This window comes from Massilia psychrophila (genome assembly GCF_002760665.1).
GTDB lineage: Bacteria > Pseudomonadota > Gammaproteobacteria > Burkholderiales > Burkholderiaceae_D > JAFCUW01.
On the sequence record NZ_PDOB01000006.1, the window covers coordinates 119,107 to 139,586 of the forward strand.

Here is a 20,480-nt window from a genome sequence, read left to right on the forward strand (position 1 = left end):
ATGAGAATGAAACAAACACGAATCCTAGCCCTGCTGACCATTGCCTTTGGATTGTTGAGTGCCTGCAGCACCGCGATCCGCCGCGCGCCGGTCATCGACCGCGTCGCCCCTCCCGTAGCAAGCCGCCCGTTAGCCCCTGCAGCAGATGATTCCAAAGAAGACGGCCGCGGCACCTACACCGTCAGGAAGGGCGACACGCTGCTGCGGATCGCGCTCGACCATGGCCAGAACTACCGCGACGTGGTGACCTGGAACAACCTCGTCAATCCAAACGACATCAAGGTCGACCAGGTCCTGCGGGTTGCCCCGCTCGACCATGTAGCCAGTACCGTGACCGCCCCAGTGAGCATGCCGGAAATCCGCCCATCGGCGTCGCCAGCGCCAAAGAAAATCGCGCCGCGCGGCGACAAGCGGGCGTCCACCGACACCGCGCTTGTCGAGCTGAAGAAGGACGACAATGCCAAAGGCGAGCGCGACGAATCGAAGATCGACAAGCCGGTCATCGTGGCGGCTGCGCCGTCGATCGGCGCCGGCAGCATCGTACGCGCCGACGACGACGAGAAGCTGAGCTGGATGTGGCCCTCGGACGGCAAGGTCGTCGCCACTTTCGATGAAGGCAAGAACAAGGGCATCGACATCGCCGGCAAGCCGGGCCAGCAAGTGATGGCGGCGGGCTCCGGAAAAGTCATGTATGCCGGCAGCGGCATCCGCGGTTATGGTAATCTAGTCATCGTCAAGCATAGCAACAGCTTGCTTTCGGCCTACGCCCACAACCGCAGCATTGTGGTGAAGGAAGGCCAGAACGTAAACAAGGGCCAGATGATCGCCGAAATGGGCGACTCCGACGCCGACTCGGTCAAGCTGCACTTCGAGATTCGCCAGCAGGGCAAACCGGTCGATCCATCCAGGTTCCTGCCAACCCGTTAAGCCCATGCCATGAAGCGTCCATGACACCGCATCCGCCACACCCGCTGGAAGACGATCCAGTTGCAGACGACTTCGCCGACGGACGGTTGGATGACGGCGCCATCGATCCGGAGGAGGAGGGCGAGGGTGCCAATCAGGGTCGCGATGGCCACGATGGTCATGCGGTGCCGGTCCCGGAGGTTGCACTGGCTAGTGTCGATGAACTGAAAAAAGTGCTGGCGGCCGAGTTGTCGACCGACACCACCCAGCACTATCTGAACCAGATCGGCACCCGGCCGCTGCTGACGGCGCCGCAGGAAGTGCATTTCGCCACCCTCGCCAAGGCCGGCGAGTTCAGCGCCCGCCAGACCATGATCGAACACAACCTGCGGCTGGTGGTGTCGATTGCCAAGCACTACATCAACCGCGGCGTCGTCTTGCTCGACATGATCGAGGAGGGCAATATCGGCCTGATGCGGGCAATCGACAAGTTCGAGCCGGAGCGCGGCTTTCGCTTTTCCACCTACGCCACCTGGTGGATTCGCCAGAGCATCGAGCGCGCCATCATGAACCAGGCCCGCACGGTGCGATTGCCGGTGCACATGGTGCGCGAACTGAACCAGGTGTTGCGCGCCAAGTACCACCTCGAAGCCCGGCATCACAACGGCAAGGACGCCACCGCTGAAGACATTGCCCACCTGGTCGGCCGCCCGGTCGAGGAAGTACAGGACATCCTGGCGCTGTCCGAGCACGCCACCTCGCTCGACGCCCCGCTCGACAACGATCCTCAATCGAGCCTGATGGACATGCTGCCGGGCGACGCCGACGACAGCCCCGACGCCCGGGCCGAACACCACGAAATGACGGTACTGGTGCGCGACTGGCTCACCAAGTTGCCCGACAAACAGCGCATCGTCGTGATGCGCCGCTTCGGCCTCGACAATGACGATCCGGCCACGCTCGAAACCTTGGCCGAGGAGATGGGCGTGACGCGCGAGCGGGTGCGCCAGATTCAGCAGGAGGCGCTCGTCAAGCTGAAGCGGGCCATGGCCGCCCGTGGCGTGGTGCGCGATTCCTTGCTATGATGCGCCCGGGCCGACCCGCCCGGTTCACACCTTTTCCCTTCCATTCCAGTTCACTGGCGCCGTTTGCGCCTGCGACCGTTTTTTTGCCACCCCTGCTGCCACCCCTTTGCCTACTCACATGCCAGATACCCAGATCGACATCAAATCCCTCGACATGGACGCCCGCGGCGTAGGTCACCTGGTCAATGAGGATGGGTCGCAGGGCAAGGTGGTGTTCGTCGAAGGCGCGCTGCCGGGAGAAACGGTCAGCTTCCTGACGTTCAAGAAAAAGAAGAACTGGGAAGCGGCCCGCATGACCGAACTGCACCACGCCACGCCGATGCGGGTGGTGCCGCAGTGTCGCCACTTCGACAACTGCGGCGGCTGTTCGATGCAGCACCTCGAGCCGTCGGCCCAGGTGGCGATGAAGCAGCGGGTGCTGGAAGATAATCTCTGGCATATCAGCAAGGTCAAATCGGAAAACATCATGCGCCCGATCTACGGGCCGACTTGGGGCTACCGCTACCGCGCCCGCCTGTCGGTGCGCCACGTTGCCAGGAAGGACGTGGTGCTGGTCGGCTTCCACGAAAAACGCTCCGGCTTCGTTGCCGACATGAGCACCTGCAAAATCCTGCCGCCGCATGTCGACGCCATGCTGTTGCCGCTGCGCGCGCTGATCAAGGCGCTGTCGATTTACGACCAGGTGCCGCAGATCGAAGTGGCGGTCGCCGAAACAGTCACTGCCATGGTGCTGCGCATCATGGCCCCGCTGTCAAGCGCCGACGAAATTCTGCTCAAGGCCTTCGCCGACCAATGGAACATCCAGTGGTGGCTGCAGAGCAAGGGGCCGGAAACGGCGGCGCCGTTTTACCCGCAGGACAAAGAACTGTTTTACTCGCTGCCCGAATTTAACGTGAAAATGCCGTTCAAGCCGGTCGATTTCACCCAGGTCAACCCGATGATCAACCGGGTGCTGGTGTCGACCGCGCTGCGCCTGCTCGACGTGCAACCACATCACCGCGTGGCCGACCTGTTCTGCGGCCTTGGCAACTTTACTCTGCCGCTGGCCACCTTGTCAGCCGAAGTGGTCGGCATCGAGGGCAGCACCAGCCTGTCCGAGCGCGCGCGCGACAATGCGCTAGCAAACGGCCTGGCCGGCAAGACCAGCTTCCAGACGCGCAACCTGTTCGACGTCACTGTCGAGGATCTGGTCGCGCTGGGCAAGTTCGATCGCATGCTGATCGACCCGCCGCGCGACGGCGCGCACGCGCTGGCGCTGGCGCTGGCGGGCCTTGCCGCCAGCCGCCCCGACATGCTGCCGCAGCGCATCGTGTACGTGTCGTGCAGCCCGTCGACGCTGGCACGCGATGCCGGCATCCTGACCCATGGCGCCGGTTACGTGCTCAAAAAAGCAGGGGTGGTGAACATGTTCCCGCACACGTCGCACGTCGAATCGATGGCGCTGTTCGAGCTGCCAAAGTAGGGACGTAAAAAAGCCGACCCGCGGGTCGGCTTTTTTACACGCGCCGCAACGATCAATCGCGGCTGCCGCCACCCAGGCCCAGTAGGGACAGCAGACTGGTAAAGATGTTGTACACGTCGAGGTAGATCGACAGCGTCGCGGTAATATAGTTGGTTTCGCCGCCGTTGATGATGCGCTGCACGTCATACAGGATGAAGGCCGAGAAAATACCGATTGCCATCACCGAGATCACAATCGACAGCGCCGACATGCCCAGGAAGATGTTGGCGACCGACGCCAGGATCAACACGATCACGCCAGCGAACAGCCACTTGCCCATCATCGAGAAGTCACGCTTCGACACCGTGGCGACGCTGGCCATCACCGCGAAAATGCAGGCGGTACCGCCGAAGGCGGTCATGATCAGGCTGCCGCCATTGCTGTAGCCGAGGGTATGGCGCAGCAGCGGCGTGAGCATCAGGCCCATGAAGAAGGTGAAGCCGAGCAGGAAAGCGACGCCGGCTGCCGAATCCTTGGTTTTTTGGATTGCGTAGATGAAGCCGAAAGCCACCGCCATGAAAACCATGAAGCCCATGAAGCCGGCCGGCATAGGCAGTTGCATCGACACGCCGACGGCAGCGCCGATGACAGTGGGAATCATCGACAACGCCAGCAACCAGTAGGTATTGCGCAGCACGCGATGGCGTACCGCCTGGCTGTCGATCGCAGGTTGGTAACTTTGTTGCATGGTTGGAATCATAGTGCCTCCGGTACGTGAATGAGGTTGGGGCCCGCTTAAAGAATAGCACGGCGCGCGAAAAGCGTTTACAAATGCCGAAATTGCCGGCAGGATTTTGCTGCGCCACTCTATCACCTCAATGGCCGCAAGTGCAATACCAGTCAGGTGGGGTGTTGTATGGTAAAATCAAAGGTTGATTGAGTTCTTTTTTTCTCGATTTAAACCTTTCTTTTTATTGGAGTTTTTACACATGGCAATCGAACGCACCCTGTCGATCATCAAACCAGATGCAGTGGCAAAAAACGTCATCGGCCAAATCTACAGCCGCTTCGAAGGCGCTGGCCTGAAGATCGTCGCTGCCCGCATGACCCAATTGTCGCGCGAACAGGCTGAAGGCTTTTACGCCGCCCACAAAGAGCGCGGCTTCTTCAAAGACCTGGTCGACTTCATGGTGTCCGGTCCAGTCATGATCCAAGCCCTCGAAGGCGAGAACGCAGTTGCCGTTCACCGCGACCTGATGGGCGCAACCGATCCGAAAAAAGCAGATAAAGGCACGATCCGCGCCGATTTCGCCGATTCGATCGACGCAAACGCAGTCCACGGTTCCGACGCTGTCGACGCCGCGGCAATCGAAATCGCTTACTTCTTCTCGAAGTAAGCGCATTTTAGGCAGTAAGGCACGCATCAAGAACCGCTCGCCGAGTACCTCGGGTCCTGCGAGCGGGGTTCGCATCTGCTTCGCACCTGCTTTGCATCCGCTTTTAAGTATCAAATTTAAGTATTGAAAACATCATGACGACTCTCACCAACTTGCTGGACTTCGATCCCGCGCAACTCGTCGCTTACTGCGCCGGCTTGGGTGAGAAGCCGTTCCGCGCCAAGCAGCTGCAGCGCTGGATCCACCAATTCGGCGCCGCCGACTTCGACAGCATGACGGACCTCGCCAAATCGCTGCGCGACAAGCTCAAAACGCGCGCCGAGATCCGCTCACCAAGCGTCATCAGCGACAATACATCGACGGACGGTACCCGCAAGTGGCTGGTTGACGTCGGCAACGGCAACGCCGTCGAAACCGTGTTCATCCCGGAAGAAAATCGTGGCACGTTGTGTATTTCGACGCAAGCTGGCTGCGCCGTCAATTGCCGCTTCTGTTCGACCGGCAAGCAGGGCTTCAACCGCAACCTCACCGTTTCCGAAATCATCGGCCAGCTGTGGATGGCCGAATTCGAGCTGCGCCGCACCAAGGGGATCGAACCCGGCCCGAAAGGCGAGCGCCAGATCACCAACGTGGTAATGATGGGCATGGGCGAGCCGCTGCTCAATTTCGAGCCGACCGTCACCGCCCTCAAGCTGATGCTCGACGACAACGCCTACGGCTTGTCGCGCCGCCGCGTCACCCTGTCGACCTCGGGCGTGGTGCCGATGATGGACAAACTGTCGCAGGAAGTGCCGGTGGCGCTGGCCGTGTCGCTGCATGCGTCGAACGATGCGCTGCGCGACGGTCTGGTGCCGCTGAATAAAAAGTACCCGTTGCGCGATTTGATGGCCGCCTGCAAGCGCTACCTCGCATTTGCTCCACGCGACTTCATCACGTTCGAATACTGCATGCTCGACGGCGTCAACGATACCGACGAACACGCGCGCGAACTGCTGGCGCTGGTGAACGACCCGGTGCTCGGCGTGTCGTGCAAGTTCAACCTGATTCCTTTCAATCCCTTTCCCGAGTCCGGCCTGCTGCGCTCGAAAAACCCCCGCATCAAGGGGTTTGCCCAGGTGCTGATGGACGGCGGCCTGGTCACCACCATCCGCAAGACGCGCGGCGACGACATCGATGCTGCCTGTGGCCAGCTGGCCGGCGAAGTGCAGGACCGCACCCGGGTGCAGGAGCGGATGGAAAAGATGGACGAATATAAGAAGAAATTCGGCGCCAACTTCGGCCGCATCGTGGAGATCGCTTCTTGAGCGCCGGCCGGGCAGGGCGTTTTGCCGCGCGGCTCGCGCCGTGCTTATTTGTGTTGGCGCTGGCCGGTTGCGCCGCGGTCGGCAAGGGTAGTGCTGCCAGCGCCGGTGGCGAACTGAAAACCGCCTCCGACCAGACGCCGGCCGAAAAGCGCGCCGGCATCCGGCTGCAGCTGGCGGTCGGCTATTTCCAGGACGGCAAGCTGGAAGTGGCGCTCGACGAAGTCAAGCAAGCCATCGCCATCAATCCGGACCTCGCCGATGCGTACGGCGTGCGGGCGCTGATCTATTCGCAAATGGGCGAAACGCGGCTGGCCGATGAAAACTATGTGCGCGCGTTGAAACTGGCGCCGCGCAATCCGGAACTGGCCAACAACTACGGCTCCTTCCTGTGCCAGAACGGCCGCGGCGCCCAGGGCATCGATTACTTCGACAGCGCGCTGAAGAACCCGACCTACCAGTCGCCCGTGAAGGCGTACCTGAACGCCGGCTCGTGCAGCCTGAAAATGAAGAACCTCGACGCCGCCGAGCGCTACCTGCTCGACGCCTTGCGCTACGAGCCCGATCATCCGGCTACCAACGCCAACTTGGCGCGGGTCTACCATGAACGGCGCAACTACCAGCGCGCCGGGTTTTTTATCAGCCGCGTCAAAGCCGCTGCCAAGCTTGACAACCTGCCGGCCGACGTGTTGTGGCTGGCGATGCGGATCGATCGCAAGCTCGGCGACAAGGCCTCCGAGGCCAGCCTGGCGACCTTGCTGCGCCGGCATCACCCGGGTTCGCCCGAGTATGCCGCCTTCCAACGCGGTGCATTTGATGAATGAAACAGGATCGACAATGAGTTCAGAGTGGGCACAACAGCCGGCACATCCCGATAATAACGGCGTGCCGGGCAGGACCTTGGCAGCGCAGCGCGAGGCGACGGGCTGGACCGTCGAACAGGTGGCCGACCAGCTCAAGCTGGCGGTGCGCCAGGTCGTCGCGCTCGAGGCGGGCGACTATGCGTCGCTGCCGGGGCCGGCCGTGGTGCGCGGTTTCGTGCGCGCCTACGCCAAGATCGTCAAGCTCGATCCGATCCCGCTGGTGGCCCTGATCGCGCTCGACGCCCCAGGCCCGACCGACGCCACCGGCACCACGCTGCGGCGCGACAAGCCGGCCTCGTTCTCGGAAGTGCGCTTTCCCAGTTACGGCAAGCGCGCCTCGCTGCCCTTGGTGCCGATCATTGCCGCGCTGGTAGTGGCTGGCGCCGCCGCTGCCGCCTGGCACTTCAACCTGATTCCCCATGGCCTGGTGCACGGCACCGAGACCGCTGCCGTGCTGCAGCCGAATGTGACGGTTGCGGCGCTGACCGCCGGCGCGTCCGCCGCCCCGGCGGTCGAAGTGGGCACGCTGCAAAACCAGGCGGTGCCGCTCATTTCGGTGCCGCCGCCAAGTGTCACCGCTGCCGGCGTGGTGCCTGCGTTGCCAGCCGCTGCCGCCGGCGCCAACGCGCTGGTGATCGTCGTGCGCGAAGATTCCTGGATCGCCCTCAATCGCGCCTCGGGCGCTCCGCTCATTTCGCGCCTGGTCAAGGCCGGCACCACCGAAGCGTTCGACGTCACCGAGCCGGTCACGCTGGTGGTGGGGAAACCTGGCGCCGTCAGCGCCACCTTGCGCGGCAACCCGGTGGTACTGCCGCCGACCGCCGGCAGCGCGGTTTCGCGCATCAACCTCAAGTAGCCGATTGCCGTTTATGTCTTTATCCAATTTTGCGATTCCTTCCGGCCCGCTGGCGCGGCGCCTCTCCCGCTCGGTACTGGTGGCGTACGGCGCGCGCCAGGTCCGGGTCGGCGGCGACGCGCCGGTCGTGGTGCAGTCGATGACCAACACCGATACCGCCGACGTCATCGGCACCGCCATTCAGGTCAAGGAGCTGGCACGCGCCGGCTCCGAACTGGTGCGCATCACGGTCGACAGGCCGGAAGCGGCCGCCGCCGTGCCGCTGATCCGCGAGCAGCTCGACAAGATGGAGATCGACGTCCCGCTGGTCGGTGATTTTCATTACAACGGCCACACCTTGCTGCGCGATTTCCCGGAATGCGCGCGGGCGTTGTCGAAGTACCGCATCAATCCAGGCAACGTCGGCCAGGGCGCCAAGCGCGACAGCCAGTTCGCCCAGATGATCGAAGTGGCGGCGCAGTACGACAAGCCGGTGCGCATCGGCGTCAACTGGGGCAGCCTCGACCAGTCGCTGCTGGCCCGCATCATGGACCAGAACGCCGCGCGTTCGCAGCCCTGGAGCGCGCAGGCGGTGATGTACGAAGCGTTGATCACGTCGGCCATCGACAACGCGCTGCGGGCCGAAGAGCTGGGTCTGGCGCGCGACCGGATCATCCTGTCGTGCAAGGTGTCCGGCGTGCAGGACCTGATCGCGGTGTACCGCGAACTGGCGCGCCGCTGCGACTATCCGCTGCATCTGGGCCTGACCGAAGCGGGCATGGGCAGCAAGGGCATCGTTGCGTCCACCGCGGCGCTGGCGGTGCTGCTGCAGGAAGGCATTGGCGACACCATCCGCATTTCGCTCACCCCCGAGCCGGGCGGCGACCGCACGAAGGAAGTCATCGTCGCGCAAGAAATCCTGCAGACCATGGGCCTGCGCAAGTTCGCCCCGATGGTGATCGCCTGCCCGGGCTGCGGGCGCACCACGTCGACCACGTTCCAGGAACTGGCCGACAACATTCAGACCTATCTGCGTGAGCAGATGCCGGAATGGAAGAAATCGTATCCCGGCGTCGAAGGCATGAACGTCGCCGTGATGGGCTGCATCGTCAACGGCCCCGGCGAATCGAAGCACGCCAACATTGGCATCAGCTTACCCGGTACCGGCGAATCGCCGTCCGCGCCGGTGTTCGTCGATGGCCAGAAAACAGTCACCCTGCGCGGCGAGAACATCGTCCAGGAATTCCAGGCGATCGTCCTGAAATACGTACAAACGAATTACGGTAAAAAATAAATGACTGAAACTAAGACGCCTGAAAAAATCGTCGGTGTCGCCGGGGTCTAGAGCGGCATGCCGCTCGCCGGCGCAACGCTGCCGGCTCGCAGGCCGGGATTTCCTGGCGACATTCTGAAATTACAGAACAACAGAAAACATTGAAGCGAATAGAGAGATGTCCGAGAACAAAAAAGCTGAGAAAATCGTCGCCGTTAAAGGAATGAACGACATTTTGCCGGCCGAAGCGCCGCTGTGGGAACTGCTCGAAAACACCACCGAGTCGATCCTGAAAAGTTATGGTTACCAGAAAATCGTCACCCCGATCCTGGAAGAAACCGGGCTGTTCGCGCGCGCCATCGGCGCCGTCACCGACATTGTCGAAAAGGAAATGTACTCGTTCACCGACTCGATGAACGGCGACTTGCTGACCTTGCGTCCCGAAGGCACCGCCGGCACCGTACGCGCCGTGCTCGAGCACAACCTGGCCTACGACGGTCCGAAACGGCTGTGGTACAAGGGCCCGATGTTCCGCCACGAGCGTCCGCAGCGCGGCCGCTACCGCCAGTTCTTCCAGTTCGGCGCCGAAGCGATTGGTTTCACCGGGCCCGACATCGACTGCGAGCTGATCATGATGTGCCGGCGGCTGTGGGATGACCTGGGGCTGGAAAACATCCGCCTCGAACTGAACTCGATCGGCGACGCCGGCGAGCGCCTGCGCCACCGCGCCGACCTGATCGCCTACTTCGAAGCGAACATCGACACGCTCGACGCCGAAGCCACGCGCCGGCTGCACACCAACCCGCTGCGCATCCTCGACACCAAGAACCCGGCGATGCAAGAACTGGTCAATGGTGCGCCGAAGCTGCTGGCCTACCTCGAAGGCGAATCGCTGGCGCATTTCGAAGGCGTCAAGAAAATCCTCGACCATAACAACGTGCCGTACACCGTCAACACCCGCCTGGTGCGCGGCATCGACTACTACAACCGCACCGTGTTCGAATTCATCACCGACGAACTGGGCGCGCAAGGCACGGTCTGTGCCGGTGGGCGTTACGATCCGCTGATCGAAATGTTCGGCGGCAAACCAACCCCGGCGGTCGGTTTCGCGATGGGCATGGAACGCCTGGTCGAGCTGATGAAGTCAAGCGGCGAAATCGCCGCGCCCTCCCAATGCGACGTCTACATGGTGCACCAGGGCGAAGCGGCGCAGATGCAGGCGTTCGTGCTGGCCGAGAGAATTCGCGATGCCGGGCTCGATGTTGTGCTACATTGCGCGGCTGCGAGCGGCCCCGGCAGCTTCAAGACGCAGATGAAGAAGGCCGACGCCAGCGGCGCGGCGTTCGCCGTGATCCTGGGCGACGACGAACTCGCCAACCACGTGGCGGCGGTCAAGGCCATGCGCGGGGGCAGCAAAACCGGCGCCGATGCAGCACAGCAGCAGGCCACGGTGCCGTTCGACGACGTAGTCGACTACCTGGTCGACCAGATCGTCGGCGGCGACCATGACCATGACCACGTGCATTATCATCATTAAGCGCTGCCGCGGCAGCACCGAAGTTCTCCATTAACTACATCACGGCAAACCATGGCATACGATCTCGAAGAACAAGAACAACTGGCCGATCTGAAGGCTTTCTGGAACAAGTACGGCAACCTGTTGACCTGGGTGCTGATCGTCGTACTCGGCTCCTACGCTGCGTGGAATTTCTGGAATTACCACCAGCGCAACCAGGCAGCGGACGCGTCGGTGCTGTACGAAGAGTTGCAGAAGTCGCTGGCCGACAAGGACAACGTCAAGGTGCAGCGCATCGCCGCCGACGTTGAATCCAAGTTCGGCTCAACGGCCTACGGCGCGATGGCGGCGCTGGCGGCGGCCAAGGGCGCGTTCGACGCCAATGACCTGAAAACGGCCAAGGTCCAGCTGCAATGGGCCATCGACCATGGCACCGACGAGTACAAGTCGATCGCCAAGCTGCGCCTGGCCGGCGTGCTGCTCGACGAAAAAGCTTATGATGACGGCCTCAAGCTGTTGGCGACCAACTTCCTGCCGCAGTTCGCCGGCGCGGTTGCCGACCGCAAGGGCGACATTTTCGTGGCGCAGAACAAGCTGGCCGAAGCGCGTACTGCCTACCAGGCAGCGCTGACGGCAATGGACAGCAAAAACCCGGGCCGCAAGCTCGTCGAGCTCAAGCTCGAGTCGATCGGCGGCACAGTGGCGCAGCCGCCGAAAGCGGCGGCCTGACTGGTCGGCGTTTTAAAAAATAAAGACCCTCCACAAGTCCAAGAACAAGGTTAATGTCTATGCGTATTACCCAGAAACTGGTTGGCGTCGGCATGCTGGCACTGATGGCCGGCTGCTCGACGCTCAATTCGATCAACCCGTTCGCCTCGAAGTCGAAGGGCAACGTGCCGGCCCCGCTGGTCGAGCTGAAGGCTGCGATGGCAGTGCGTACGGCGTGGAAGTTCGATATCGGCAAGGCCCAGGATTTCGTGTTTTCGCCGGCGCTGGCCGGTACTTCGGTGCTGGTGGCCAGCGGCGACGGCAGCATCGCGCGGGTCGACGCCGCCAGCGGCAAGCAGATCTGGCGCATCAAGGCGGATAAACTGCTGTCGGCCGGCGTCGGCACCGATGGCACCATGCTGGCGGTCGGCGCCGTCAAGGGCGGGGTGATGACGTTCGACATGGACGGCAAGCCGCTGTGGAGCGCCCAGGTATCGAGCGAAGTGCTGTCCGCGCCGGTGGTGGGGCAGGGCTTTGTCGTGGTGCGCTCGATCGACAACCGCATCGTCGGTTTCGATGCAAAAACGGGCGAGAAGAAATGGACCGTACAGCGGCCGTCGCCGCCGTTGACCTTGCGGAACGCGCCTGGCATGGTGATCGCCGGCAAGGACGTCATCGTCGCCCAGCCGGGCGGCAAACTGTTGGCGCTGATCCTTGCCACCGGCGCGCCGCGCTGGGAAGTGGCGGTCGGCCAATCGCGCGGCGCGACCGAACTGGAGCGCGTCACCGACATCGGCGGCACGCCTGTCGTCATCGAGGGCGACGTTTGTGCTGTATCCTATCAGGGTCGGGCTGGTTGTTTCGACCTGCTCACCGGCACCGCTCGCTGGACCAAGGAAGTTTCGTCCGACGTCGGCGTCGCCGTTGATCAGCGCTTTGTCTTCGCCGCCGACGACAAAGGTGCCATCACGGCGTTCAACCGCGAAAGCGGCGCCAGCGCCTGGAAGAACGACAAGCTTGGCTACCGTCGTCTGTCGACGCCGGTCTCGTACGGCCGCGCGGTAGCGGTTGGCGATTACCAGGGCTTCATCCATTTCCTGTCACGGGAAGATGGCGCCTTTTTAGCACGAGCAGCAACCGATGGAAGCGCCGTCATGGCCACGCCGCTGGTCGCTGGTTCGAATCTTATTTTTCAAACACAATCTGGGACTGTGACCGCAATCGCGGTCGAATAACACCATGAAGCCGGTAATAGCATTAGTTGGTCGCCCCAACGTCGGGAAATCGACCTTATTCAATCGCCTCACCCGCTCGCGCGATGCGCTAGTGGCCGACCTGCCTGGCCTGACGCGTGATCGCCACTACGGCGAGGGGCGCGTCGGCGAACGCCCGTTCCTTGTCATCGACACCGGCGGCTTCGAGCCGATCGCCAAGGAAGGCATCATGCACCAGATGGCGCTGCAGACCAGGCAGGCCGTTGCCGAAGCCGACGTCGTCATCTTCATCGTCGACGGTCGCCAGGGCATGACGCCGCACGACAAGACCATCACCGACTTCCTGCGCAAGTCCGGCCGCAAGGTCATGCTGGTGGTGAACAAGGGCGAGGGCATGAAGTACAGCGCCGTCGTCGCCGATTTCTATGAACTCGGCATGGGCGACCCGTACGTGATTTCCGCCGCCCATGGCGACGGCGTCTCCGACCTGGTCGAGGAAGCGCTCAACGAAGCGTTCGCTTCGCGGCCCGCCGACGCCGAAGAGCTCGCGCCGGCCGAGCGCGGCGTCAAGATCGCCATCGTCGGCCGTCCGAACGTCGGCAAGTCGACCCTGGTCAATACCCTGATCGGTGAAGAACGCGTAATCGCGTTCGACATGCCGGGCACCACGCGCGACTCGATCGAGGTACCGTTCGAGCGCGACGGCAAGAACTACACGCTGATCGACACCGCCGGCATCCGCCGCCGCGGCAAGGTGTTTGAGGCAATCGAGAAATTTTCGGTCGTCAAGACGCTGCAATCGATCTCGGAAGCGAACGTCGTCGTGCTGCTGCTCGACGCCCAGCAGGACATCTCCGAGCAGGACGCCCACATCGCCGGCTTCATCCTCGAAACCGGGCGCGCGCTGGTAGTGGCCGTCAACAAGTGGGATGGCCTGCGCACCGACGAGCGCGACGAAATCAAGATCGACATCGACCGCAAGCTGGACTTCCTGTCGTTTGCCAAGACCCATTTCATCTCGGCGCTGAAGAACACCGGCATTGGCCCACTGCTGAAATCGGTCGACGCCGCCTATGCCGCCGCCACCGCCGACCTGTCGACGCCGCGCCTGACGCGCGCGCTGATCGAGGCGGTCGAAAAGCAGGAGCCGCGCCGCAAAGGCTCGATCCGGCCGAAGTTGCGCTATGCCCACCAGGGCGGGCAGAATCCGCCGATCATCGTCATCCACGGCAACGCCCTCGACTCGGTCGGCGAGCCGTACAAACGCTACCTGGAAAAGCACTTCCGCGATACGTTCAACCTGGTCGGCACGCCGCTGCGCATTGAGTTGCGTGTGGGTAAGAACCCCTTTGCCAGGACGCCGAAATAATTACGTGCGGACGACTGGGAGCGGGAAAACAGGTTACAGTAGCATGTCGACATCTTTGCTTTTCGGAGAAAGATCAGTTTGGCACTTGAATTCCTGCGAGTCGCCTCCAATTCTTAAACTACAACAATACATACGGAGCTGTTATGAGCAACAAAGGGCAACTGTTACAAGACCCATTCCTCAATGCCTTGCGCAAGGAGCATGTTCCGGTCTCGATTTACCTGGTTAACGGCATCAAGCTGCAGGGCCATATCGAGTCCTTCGACCAATACGTTGTCCTGCTGCGTAACACGGTTACCCAAATGGTCTACAAACACGCTATTTCGACGGTCGTGCCGGCACGCGCCGTCAATCTCAACCTTGAGCCTGAAGCTGAGTAAGGCCATGGGCATGGCCGCCACTGCCCGGACAAAAACATGCGCGCAGCACTAGTCGGCGTCGACTTCGGCGCAGGCGACTTCGCCGCCAGCGTGGAAGAGCTGTCTTTGCTCGCCCAGTCGGCTGGCGCGGAACCGATCACGACCATTACGGCGAAGCGTTCCAGCCCCGACGCCGCTTATTTTGTCGGCAGCGGCAAGGCCGACGAAATCGGCCAGGCATGCCTGGCCGAGAACATCGAAATCGTCATCTTCAACCATGCGCTGTCGCCGGCGCAGCAGCGCAACCTCGAAAAACGCCTCGATGTGCGCGTGCTCGACCGTACCAGCCTGATCCTCGACATCTTCGCCCAGCGCGCCAAGAGCCATGAAGGCAAGCTGCAGGTCGAACTGGCGCAGTTGCAGCATTTGGCCACGCGCCTGATCCGCGGCTGGACCCACTTGGAACGCCAAAAAGGTGGTATCGGCCTGCGCGGTCCGGGCGAAACCCAGCTCGAGACCGACCGCCGGCTGATCGGCGACCGCGTCAAGGCCCTGCGCGTGCGCCTGGCCAAGCTGCGCAAGCAGCACGAGACCCAGCGCCGTTCGCGCGGGCGCAGCCAGACTTTCTCGGTTTCGCTGGTCGGCTACACCAACGCCGGCAAGTCGACCCTGTTCAACGCCCTCACCAAGGCCGGCGTGTACGTCGCCGACCAGTTGTTCGCCACCCTCGACACCACCTCGCGCCGCCTGTACCTGGGCGCGGAAGTGGGCAACGTGGTGGTGTCCGACACGGTCGGCTTCGTGCGCGAACTGCCGCACCAGCTGGTGGCGGCGTTTCGCGCCACGCTCGAAGAAACCATCCACGCCGACCTGCTGCTGCACGTCGTCGACGGCGCCAGCCCGGTGCGGATGGAGCAAATCGAGCAGGTCAACTTGGTGCTCAAGGAAATCGGCGCCGACCATATTCCGCAAATTTTAGTGTGGAACAAGATCGACGCCGCTGGCCTGGAGCCGGCGACCGAGCGCGACGAAGCCGATAAAATCAGCCGCGTTTTCATCAGCGCCCGAAGCGGCGAAGGTCTCGACCTGCTGCGCGAGGCGATTGTGGAAGCTGCCAGGGCCGCACCCGGTCTGAGTCACCTTTTCGATCAGCAGGACGACGAAGTGCAGGACGATGGCAGCGAAGAATTTGCGCTTGATGCCGACGCCGAGAGTGGCCCTGCCGATAGCATTTCAACCAACAATAACGTCGGACCAACATAGCATGCTCGTTTCCCTCCTCAGGCGCCTCGGCGTCAAATTGTCGCTCAACGATCCTCGTTGGGGCCATCGCCCAGAAGGCGACAACAAACAACAAGAAAGCAAAAGGCCGGGAGAAGGTCCGCCCGACCTCGACCAGATGTGGCGCGATTTCAACCTGCGTTTGAACCGCCTGTTCGGCAAGAACACTGGCGGCGAACCCGGTGGCGGCGGCTACCGGCCCGACATGAAAGGCGCCGGCATCACCGCCGGCGTCATCGGCGCGATCGTCCTTTTCATCTGGCTCGCCAGCGGCGCGTTCATCGTGCAGGAAGGCCAGGTCGGCGTCGTCACCACCTTCGGCAAGCTCAGCCATACCACCGGTGCCGGTTTCAACTTGCGCTGGCCGACGCCGTTCCAGGCTCACGAGATCGTCAACGTGTCGCAGGTGCGCACCGCCGAAGTCGGTTACCGCGGCTCCGTGCGCTCGAAAAATACCAAGGAATCGCTGATGTTGACCGATGACGAGAACATCATCGACATCCAGTTCGCCGTGCAATACACGCTGAAGGATCCGGTCGCCTGGATCTTCAACAACCGCCGCGATAACGACGACGACACCGTGCGCCAGATCGCTGAAACAGCGGTGCGCGAAGTGGTCGGCAAGAGCAAGATGGATTTCGTGCTGTATGAAGGCCGCGAGAAGGTCGCGCTCGACACGCACAAGCTGATGCAACAGATCGCTGACCGCTACAAGCTCGGCGCGCAAATCACCAACGTGACGATGCAAAGCGTGCAGCCGCCAGAGCAGGTGCAAAGTGCGTTCGACGACGCCGTCAAGGCTGGCCAGGACCGCGCGCGCGCGCGCAGCGAAGGCGAAGCCTATGCCAACACCGTCATCCCGAGCTCGCGCGGCAGTGCGATCCGCCTGACCCAGGAGGCCCAAGCGTACCGCGCGCAAGTCACCGAGAGCGCCACCGGTAACGCCGCACGCTTCTCGCAGGTGCTAGCCGAGTACCAGAAGGCGCCGGGCGTGACGCGCGATCGCATGTACCTCGATACCATGCAGCAGATCTTCAGCAGCGCCACCAAGGTGATGATCGACGCCAAGTCGGGCAGCAACCTGCTGTACCTGCCGCTCGACAAGCTGATCGCGCAAACCGCCGCCAGCGACGCCGCCATCGGCGCCAAACCCGGCCCGGTGCAAGCGCCGGCCACGCCGCCACAGGAAATCATGCAGACAGTTGAACAGTCGCGTCCGCGCGAGAATCGTACTTCGCGCGATCGGGAGAGCCGCTAATGAACCGCATCGTCACCTTTAGCGTCGCCGCCTTCATCGCGCTGATGCTGCTTTCGTCGACCGTGTTCGTGGTCGACCAAAAACGCTTTGCCATCGTGTTCGCGCTCGGCGAAGTGCGTGAAGTGATCAGCCAGCCAGGCATCCACTTCAAGCTGCCGCCGCCGCTGCAAAATGTCATGTTTCTCGATAAACGCATCCTGACCATCGACACGCCGGACGCCGACCGTTTCATCACGGCCGAAAAGAAGAACATCCTGGTCGACGCCTTCGTCAAATGGCGCATCATCGATCCGCGCCTGTACTACGTCAGCTTTAACGGCGAGGAAAACCGCGCGCGCGACCGCCTGAATCAAATCGTCAAGGCGGCGCTGAACGACGAAATTACCAAGCGCACCGTACGCGAAGTGATCTCGGGCGAACGCGGCAAGGTCATGGAAGCCATCGTCGACAAGGTCGTCGCCGAGGCCAAGCAAATTGGCGTGGGCATCGTCGACGTGCGCCTTAAGCGGGTTGAATACGTCGAGCAAATCAACACCTCGGTGTACGAACGGATGAAAGCCGAGCGCACCCGGGTGGCCAACGAATTACGTTCGACGGGTGCGGCAGAATCGGAAAAAATCCGCGCCGACGCCGACCGCCAGCGCACCGTGATCCTGGCCGAAGCGTTCCGCGACGCCGAGAAGATCAAGGGCGAGGGCGATGCCAAGGCGTCCGAAATCTACGCTGGCGCGTTCGGCAAGAACCCCGAGTTTTACAAGTTCTACCGTTCCCTCGAAGCTTACCGCACCACGTTCAAGAACAAAGGGGACGTCATGGTGCTCGACCCGGGGTCGGAGTTCTTCAAGTATTTCCGTAGTCCGGGTGGTGCGGCGGCTGCCGCTGCTGCGCCAGCGAAGAAGTAATCAACCCCGCTAACAGTTGATCCGTCGTTTCTGCCATTGGCAGGAACGGCTTCCCGCGCGCACGGGAATCTCATTTCGTCGCTGAGCTGCGAAATGAGATTCCCGCTTTCGCGAGGACAACGTGACGTAGGACACCGCATTTTCCCGGTTGACCATCCAAACCTCGCTACCCATCCCCGTTTTCGGGTAAAATTGATGGTTGGGCGCACAATTTGCGCGAGCTTTCATGCTCCATCCGGCCCGAAATTTTATAACTCTTCGTTACCGCTTCCTGCCCATGCCGAACTGGCTCCTGCCCGAGAATATCGCCGACGTCCTGCCTTCCGAGGCGCGCAAGATCGAAGACCTGCGCCGCCACATGCTCGACAACTTCCGCCTGTACGGCTACGAACTGGTTATGCCGCCGATGCTCGAATACGTCGATTCGCTCTTGACCGGCGCCGGCAAAGACACCGACCTGCGCACCTTCAAGCTGATCGACCAGATTTCCGGGCGCATGCTCGGCCTGCGCGCCGACATGACGACCCAGGTGGCGCGCATCGACGCCCACTTGCTCAACCGTAATTCGGTCACCCGCCTGTGCTACGCCGGCAGCGTGCTGCACACCCGCCCGTCGGGCCTGCACGCCACCCGCGAGCCGTTGCAGATCGGCGCCGAGATCTACGGCCACGCCGGCCTCGAAGCCGACGCCGAGATCCAGGAGCTGGCGCTTGCCTCGCTGGCGATGGCCGGCTTCGCCGACGTCCGGCTCGACCTGTCGCATGCCGGCGTGCTGCGCTCGATCATCGCCGACGACCCCGCCGCGCGCATCGACGAAGCGGCGCTTTACGCACTGTTGCGCGCCAAGGACAGCCCGGGCCTGGAAGCGCTTACCAAACATTACGCGGCCGTTACCCGGGACGCCCTGTTGGCACTGCCGCAGTTGTACGGCGACGTCGACGTGCTGGCGCGCGCGCGCGCGGTGCTGCCGGCGTTCCCCGGCATCACCCGCGCGCTGGCCGAACTGGCTGCGTTGGCCGCGTCCGCCCTCGGCCGCGCCGAAGTGGCGATCGACCTGGCCGACCTGCGCGGCTACCAATACGAAAGCGGCGCGATGTTCGGCCTGTACGTGCCGGGCCTGCCGAACGCGGTTGCGCGCGGCGGACGCTACGACCATGTCGGCGAAGCGTTCGGCCGCGCCAGGCCGGCGACCGGCTTTTCGCTCGATTTGCGCGAACTGGCGCGGCTGCTGCCGAGCGCCGAACGCAAACATGCAATTCGCGCGCCGTGGGGCAATGCTCCCGAACTGCGCGAACAAATTGCCGAACTGCGCAGGACAGGCGAGGTCGTGATCCAGAGTATGCCGGGTCATGACGACGATCAGGACGAGTTCGAGTGCGATCGCGTACTCGTGCTCGAAGACAGTAACTGGATTCTCAAAAACTTAGGCTAAGTGTGATGTCAAAGAAAAACGTGGCAAAAAACGTCGTCGTCATCGGTACCCAATGGGGCGATGAAGGCAAGGGAAAAATCGTCGACTGGTTGACCGATCACGCAAAAGGCGTGGTCCGTTTCCAGGGCGGCCACAACGCCGGGCATACCTTGGTGATCAAGGGCCAGAAGACCGCGCTGCAGCTGATCCCGTCGGGTATCATGCGCGAAGGCGTGGCCTGCTACATCGGTAACGGCGTGGTGGTGTCGGTACCGGACGTCATGCGCGAAATCGACAAACTGCAGGCGATCGGCGTCGAAGTCGTTTCGCGCCTGAAGATCTCCGAGGCCTGCCCCGCGATTTTGCCGTACCACGTCGCCATCGACGTCGCGCGCGAAGCGGCGCGCGGCGACAACAAGATCGGCACCACCTGCAAAGGCATCGGCCCGGCCTATGAAGACAAAGTGGCGCGCCGCGCAATCCGCATCGCCGACATGCTCAACGAAGCACGCTTCGGCGACAAGCTGCGCGAAAACCTCGACTACCACAACTTCGTGTTGACGAACTACCTGAAGGTCGCCTCGGTCGACTACCAGAAGACGTTCGATGACGCGATGGCCCTGGTGCCGCGCCTGCGGCCGATGGTCGGCGACGTGCCATCAGCGCTGCACGCCACCTTCAAGGCCGGCGGCAATCTGCTGTTCGAAGGCGCCCAGGGTTCGCTGCTCGACATCGACCATGGCACCTATCCGTACGTGACGTCGTCGAACTGCGTGGCCGGCAATGCCTCCGCCGGTTCCGGTGTCGGCCCGAACATGCTGCACTACATCCTCGGCATCACCAAGGCCTACACGACGCGGGTCGGCTCCGGCCCGTTCCCGTCGGAGCTGCCGACCGACGCCGGCGTTGGCGAGCACCTGTCGCGTGTCGGCCACGAATTCGGCACCGTCACCGGCCGCGCGCGCCGCTGCGGCTGGTTCGATGCCGCGCTGCTGCGCCGCTCCGTGCAGATCAACGGCGTCTCCGGCATGTGCCTGACCAAGCTCGACGTCCTCGACGGCATCGAAACGCTGCGGCTGTGCACCGGCTACACCATCGACGGCCGCGAGGTCGACATTTTCCCGGTCGGCGCCGAGGAAGCGGCCAACTGCGTGCCGGTGTACGAGGAGATGGCAGGCTGGACGGAGAACACCGTCGGCGCCAAGTCGCTGGCCGAACTGCCGGCCGCCGCCCGCGCCTACATCAAGCGCATCGAAGAACTGGTCGGCGTACCGATCGACATGGTATCGACCGGTCCCGACCGCGTCGAGACGATCGTCCTGCGCCACCCGTTCGAATGATCCCAAATTAAAAGAGGACCT

The 20,480-nt window shown here is 62.6% G+C and carries 19 protein-coding genes; 18 read left to right on the forward strand and 1 reads right to left on the reverse strand.

What is annotated here, in order from left to right:
• The first annotated feature begins 6 nt into the window (after window positions 1-6).
• The 3 genes from CR103_RS06160 (at window position 7) to rlmD (ending at window position 3,453) form a co-directional block, all read left to right on the forward strand.
• Entirely contained in the window at window positions 7-927 is a 921-nt protein-coding gene (locus CR103_RS06160; protein WP_099915121.1) for a peptidoglycan DD-metalloendopeptidase family protein, read from the forward strand.
• A 20-nt stretch (window positions 928-947) separates the two neighbouring features.
• Window positions 948-1,991, forward strand: a complete 1,044-nt coding sequence (gene rpoS, locus CR103_RS06165) for an RNA polymerase sigma factor RpoS (protein WP_099915122.1) — start codon at window positions 948-950, stop codon at window positions 1,989-1,991.
• A 118-nt stretch (window positions 1,992-2,109) separates the two neighbouring features.
• Window positions 2,110-3,453 (forward strand): 23S rRNA (uracil(1939)-C(5))-methyltransferase RlmD, encoded by a 1,344-nt coding sequence (gene rlmD, locus CR103_RS06170; protein WP_099915123.1) that lies wholly within the window; start codon window positions 2,110-2,112, stop codon window positions 3,451-3,453.
• Between the two features lie 52 nt (window positions 3,454-3,505).
• Here the strand turns inward: rlmD and CR103_RS06175 are convergent, their stop codons facing one another.
• Entirely contained in the window at window positions 3,506-4,192 is a 687-nt protein-coding gene (locus CR103_RS06175; protein ID WP_099915124.1) for a Bax inhibitor-1/YccA family protein, read from the reverse strand.
• 229 nt (window positions 4,193-4,421) lie between these two features.
• On the opposite strand from CR103_RS06175, the gene ndk reads away from it, so the two are divergent.
• From ndk to CR103_RS06250, 15 genes are all read left to right on the forward strand, one after another.
• Window positions 4,422-4,829, forward strand: a complete 408-nt coding sequence (gene ndk, locus CR103_RS06180) for a nucleoside-diphosphate kinase (RefSeq protein WP_099915125.1) — start codon at window positions 4,422-4,424, stop codon at window positions 4,827-4,829.
• Between the two features lie 131 nt (window positions 4,830-4,960).
• Complete coding sequence (gene rlmN / locus CR103_RS06185) at window positions 4,961-6,133, forward strand: dual-specificity RNA methyltransferase RlmN (protein WP_099915126.1); 1,173 nt, start codon at window positions 4,961-4,963, stop codon at window positions 6,131-6,133.
• Window positions 6,130-6,954: a type IV pilus biogenesis/stability protein PilW gene (gene pilW / locus CR103_RS06190; protein ID WP_099915127.1), complete on the forward strand. Its 825-nt coding sequence runs from the start codon at window positions 6,130-6,132 to the stop codon at window positions 6,952-6,954. Before rlmN ends, pilW begins: the two co-directional genes overlap by 4 nt.
• A 13-nt stretch (window positions 6,955-6,967) precedes the next feature.
• A complete protein-coding gene (locus tag CR103_RS06195; RefSeq protein WP_099915128.1) occupies window positions 6,968-7,849 on the forward strand; it encodes a helix-turn-helix domain-containing protein in 882 nt (293 codons plus the stop codon).
• 13 nt (window positions 7,850-7,862) lie between these two features.
• Window positions 7,863-9,122 (forward strand): flavodoxin-dependent (E)-4-hydroxy-3-methylbut-2-enyl-diphosphate synthase, encoded by a 1,260-nt coding sequence (ispG, locus tag CR103_RS06200; RefSeq protein ID WP_099915129.1) that lies wholly within the window; start codon window positions 7,863-7,865, stop codon window positions 9,120-9,122.
• Between the two features lie 157 nt (window positions 9,123-9,279).
• On the forward strand, window positions 9,280-10,638 hold the full coding sequence (hisS, locus tag CR103_RS06205) for a histidine--tRNA ligase (protein ID WP_099915130.1): 1,359 nt from the start codon (window positions 9,280-9,282) through the stop codon (window positions 10,636-10,638).
• Between the two features lie 51 nt (window positions 10,639-10,689).
• Entirely contained in the window at window positions 10,690-11,346 is a 657-nt protein-coding gene (locus tag CR103_RS06210; RefSeq protein WP_099915131.1) for a YfgM family protein, read from the forward strand.
• Between the two features lie 59 nt (window positions 11,347-11,405).
• Window positions 11,406-12,560, forward strand: a complete 1,155-nt coding sequence (gene bamB / locus CR103_RS06215) for an outer membrane protein assembly factor BamB (protein WP_099915132.1) — start codon at window positions 11,406-11,408, stop codon at window positions 12,558-12,560.
• 4 nt (window positions 12,561-12,564) lie between these two features.
• A complete protein-coding gene (der, locus tag CR103_RS06220; protein WP_099915133.1) occupies window positions 12,565-13,908 on the forward strand; it encodes a ribosome biogenesis GTPase Der in 1,344 nt (447 codons plus the stop codon).
• Window positions 13,909-14,051: 143 nt separating this feature from the next.
• Complete coding sequence (gene hfq / locus CR103_RS06225) at window positions 14,052-14,288, forward strand: RNA chaperone Hfq (RefSeq protein ID WP_099915134.1); 237 nt, start codon at window positions 14,052-14,054, stop codon at window positions 14,286-14,288.
• 36 nt (window positions 14,289-14,324) lie between these two features.
• Window positions 14,325-15,530: a GTPase HflX gene (hflX, locus tag CR103_RS06230; RefSeq protein WP_099915135.1), complete on the forward strand. Its 1,206-nt coding sequence runs from the start codon at window positions 14,325-14,327 to the stop codon at window positions 15,528-15,530.
• Window position 15,531: 1 nt separating this feature from the next.
• Window positions 15,532-16,806: an FtsH protease activity modulator HflK gene (gene hflK, locus CR103_RS06235; RefSeq protein WP_099915136.1), complete on the forward strand. Its 1,275-nt coding sequence runs from the start codon at window positions 15,532-15,534 to the stop codon at window positions 16,804-16,806.
• Window positions 16,806-17,708 carry a protease modulator HflC gene (hflC, locus tag CR103_RS06240; RefSeq protein ID WP_099915137.1) on the forward strand — a complete coding sequence of 301 codons (903 nt, stop codon included), beginning with the start codon at window positions 16,806-16,808 and terminating at the stop codon, window positions 17,706-17,708. Before hflK ends, hflC begins: the two co-directional genes overlap by 1 nt.
• A 277-nt stretch (window positions 17,709-17,985) precedes the next feature.
• Window positions 17,986-19,140: an ATP phosphoribosyltransferase regulatory subunit gene (locus CR103_RS06245; protein ID WP_099915138.1), complete on the forward strand. Its 1,155-nt coding sequence runs from the start codon at window positions 17,986-17,988 to the stop codon at window positions 19,138-19,140.
• Window positions 19,141-19,145: 5 nt separating this feature from the next.
• The gene (locus CR103_RS06250; protein ID WP_099915139.1) at window positions 19,146-20,459 is read left to right on the forward strand and encodes an adenylosuccinate synthase; all 1,314 of its coding nucleotides are present in this window, start codon (window positions 19,146-19,148) and stop codon (window positions 20,457-20,459) included.
• The last annotated feature ends 21 nt before the right edge of the window (window positions 20,460-20,480 follow it).

Excerpts from the sequence above, each read along its gene's own strand:
- CR103_RS06160 (WP_099915121.1), top strand. The coding sequence starts at position 7 with ATGAAACAAACACGAATCCTAGCCCTGCTGACCATTGCCTTTGGATTG.
- rpoS (WP_099915122.1), top strand. The coding sequence starts at position 948 with ATGACACCGCATCCGCCACACCCGCTGGAAGACGATCCAGTTGCAGAC.
- rlmD (WP_099915123.1), top strand. The coding sequence starts at position 2,110 with ATGCCAGATACCCAGATCGACATCAAATCCCTCGACATGGACGCCCGC.
- CR103_RS06175 (WP_099915124.1), bottom strand. The coding sequence starts at position 4,192 with ATGATTCCAACCATGCAACAAAGTTACCAACCTGCGATCGACAGCCAG.
- ndk (WP_099915125.1), top strand. The coding sequence starts at position 4,422 with ATGGCAATCGAACGCACCCTGTCGATCATCAAACCAGATGCAGTGGCA.
- CR103_RS06195 (WP_099915128.1), top strand. The coding sequence starts at position 6,968 with ATGAGTTCAGAGTGGGCACAACAGCCGGCACATCCCGATAATAACGGC.
- ispG (WP_099915129.1), top strand. The coding sequence starts at position 7,863 with ATGTCTTTATCCAATTTTGCGATTCCTTCCGGCCCGCTGGCGCGGCGC.
- hisS (WP_099915130.1), top strand. The coding sequence starts at position 9,280 with ATGTCCGAGAACAAAAAAGCTGAGAAAATCGTCGCCGTTAAAGGAATG.
- CR103_RS06210 (WP_099915131.1), top strand. The coding sequence starts at position 10,690 with ATGGCATACGATCTCGAAGAACAAGAACAACTGGCCGATCTGAAGGCT.
- bamB (WP_099915132.1), top strand. The coding sequence starts at position 11,406 with ATGCGTATTACCCAGAAACTGGTTGGCGTCGGCATGCTGGCACTGATG.
- der (WP_099915133.1), top strand. The coding sequence starts at position 12,565 with ATGAAGCCGGTAATAGCATTAGTTGGTCGCCCCAACGTCGGGAAATCG.
- hfq (WP_099915134.1), top strand. The coding sequence starts at position 14,052 with ATGAGCAACAAAGGGCAACTGTTACAAGACCCATTCCTCAATGCCTTG.
- hflX (WP_099915135.1), top strand. The coding sequence starts at position 14,325 with ATGCGCGCAGCACTAGTCGGCGTCGACTTCGGCGCAGGCGACTTCGCC.
- hflK (WP_099915136.1), top strand. The coding sequence starts at position 15,532 with ATGCTCGTTTCCCTCCTCAGGCGCCTCGGCGTCAAATTGTCGCTCAAC.
- hflC (WP_099915137.1), top strand. The coding sequence starts at position 16,806 with ATGAACCGCATCGTCACCTTTAGCGTCGCCGCCTTCATCGCGCTGATG.
- CR103_RS06245 (WP_099915138.1), top strand. The coding sequence starts at position 17,986 with ATGCCGAACTGGCTCCTGCCCGAGAATATCGCCGACGTCCTGCCTTCC.
- CR103_RS06250 (WP_099915139.1), top strand. The coding sequence starts at position 19,146 with ATGTCAAAGAAAAACGTGGCAAAAAACGTCGTCGTCATCGGTACCCAA.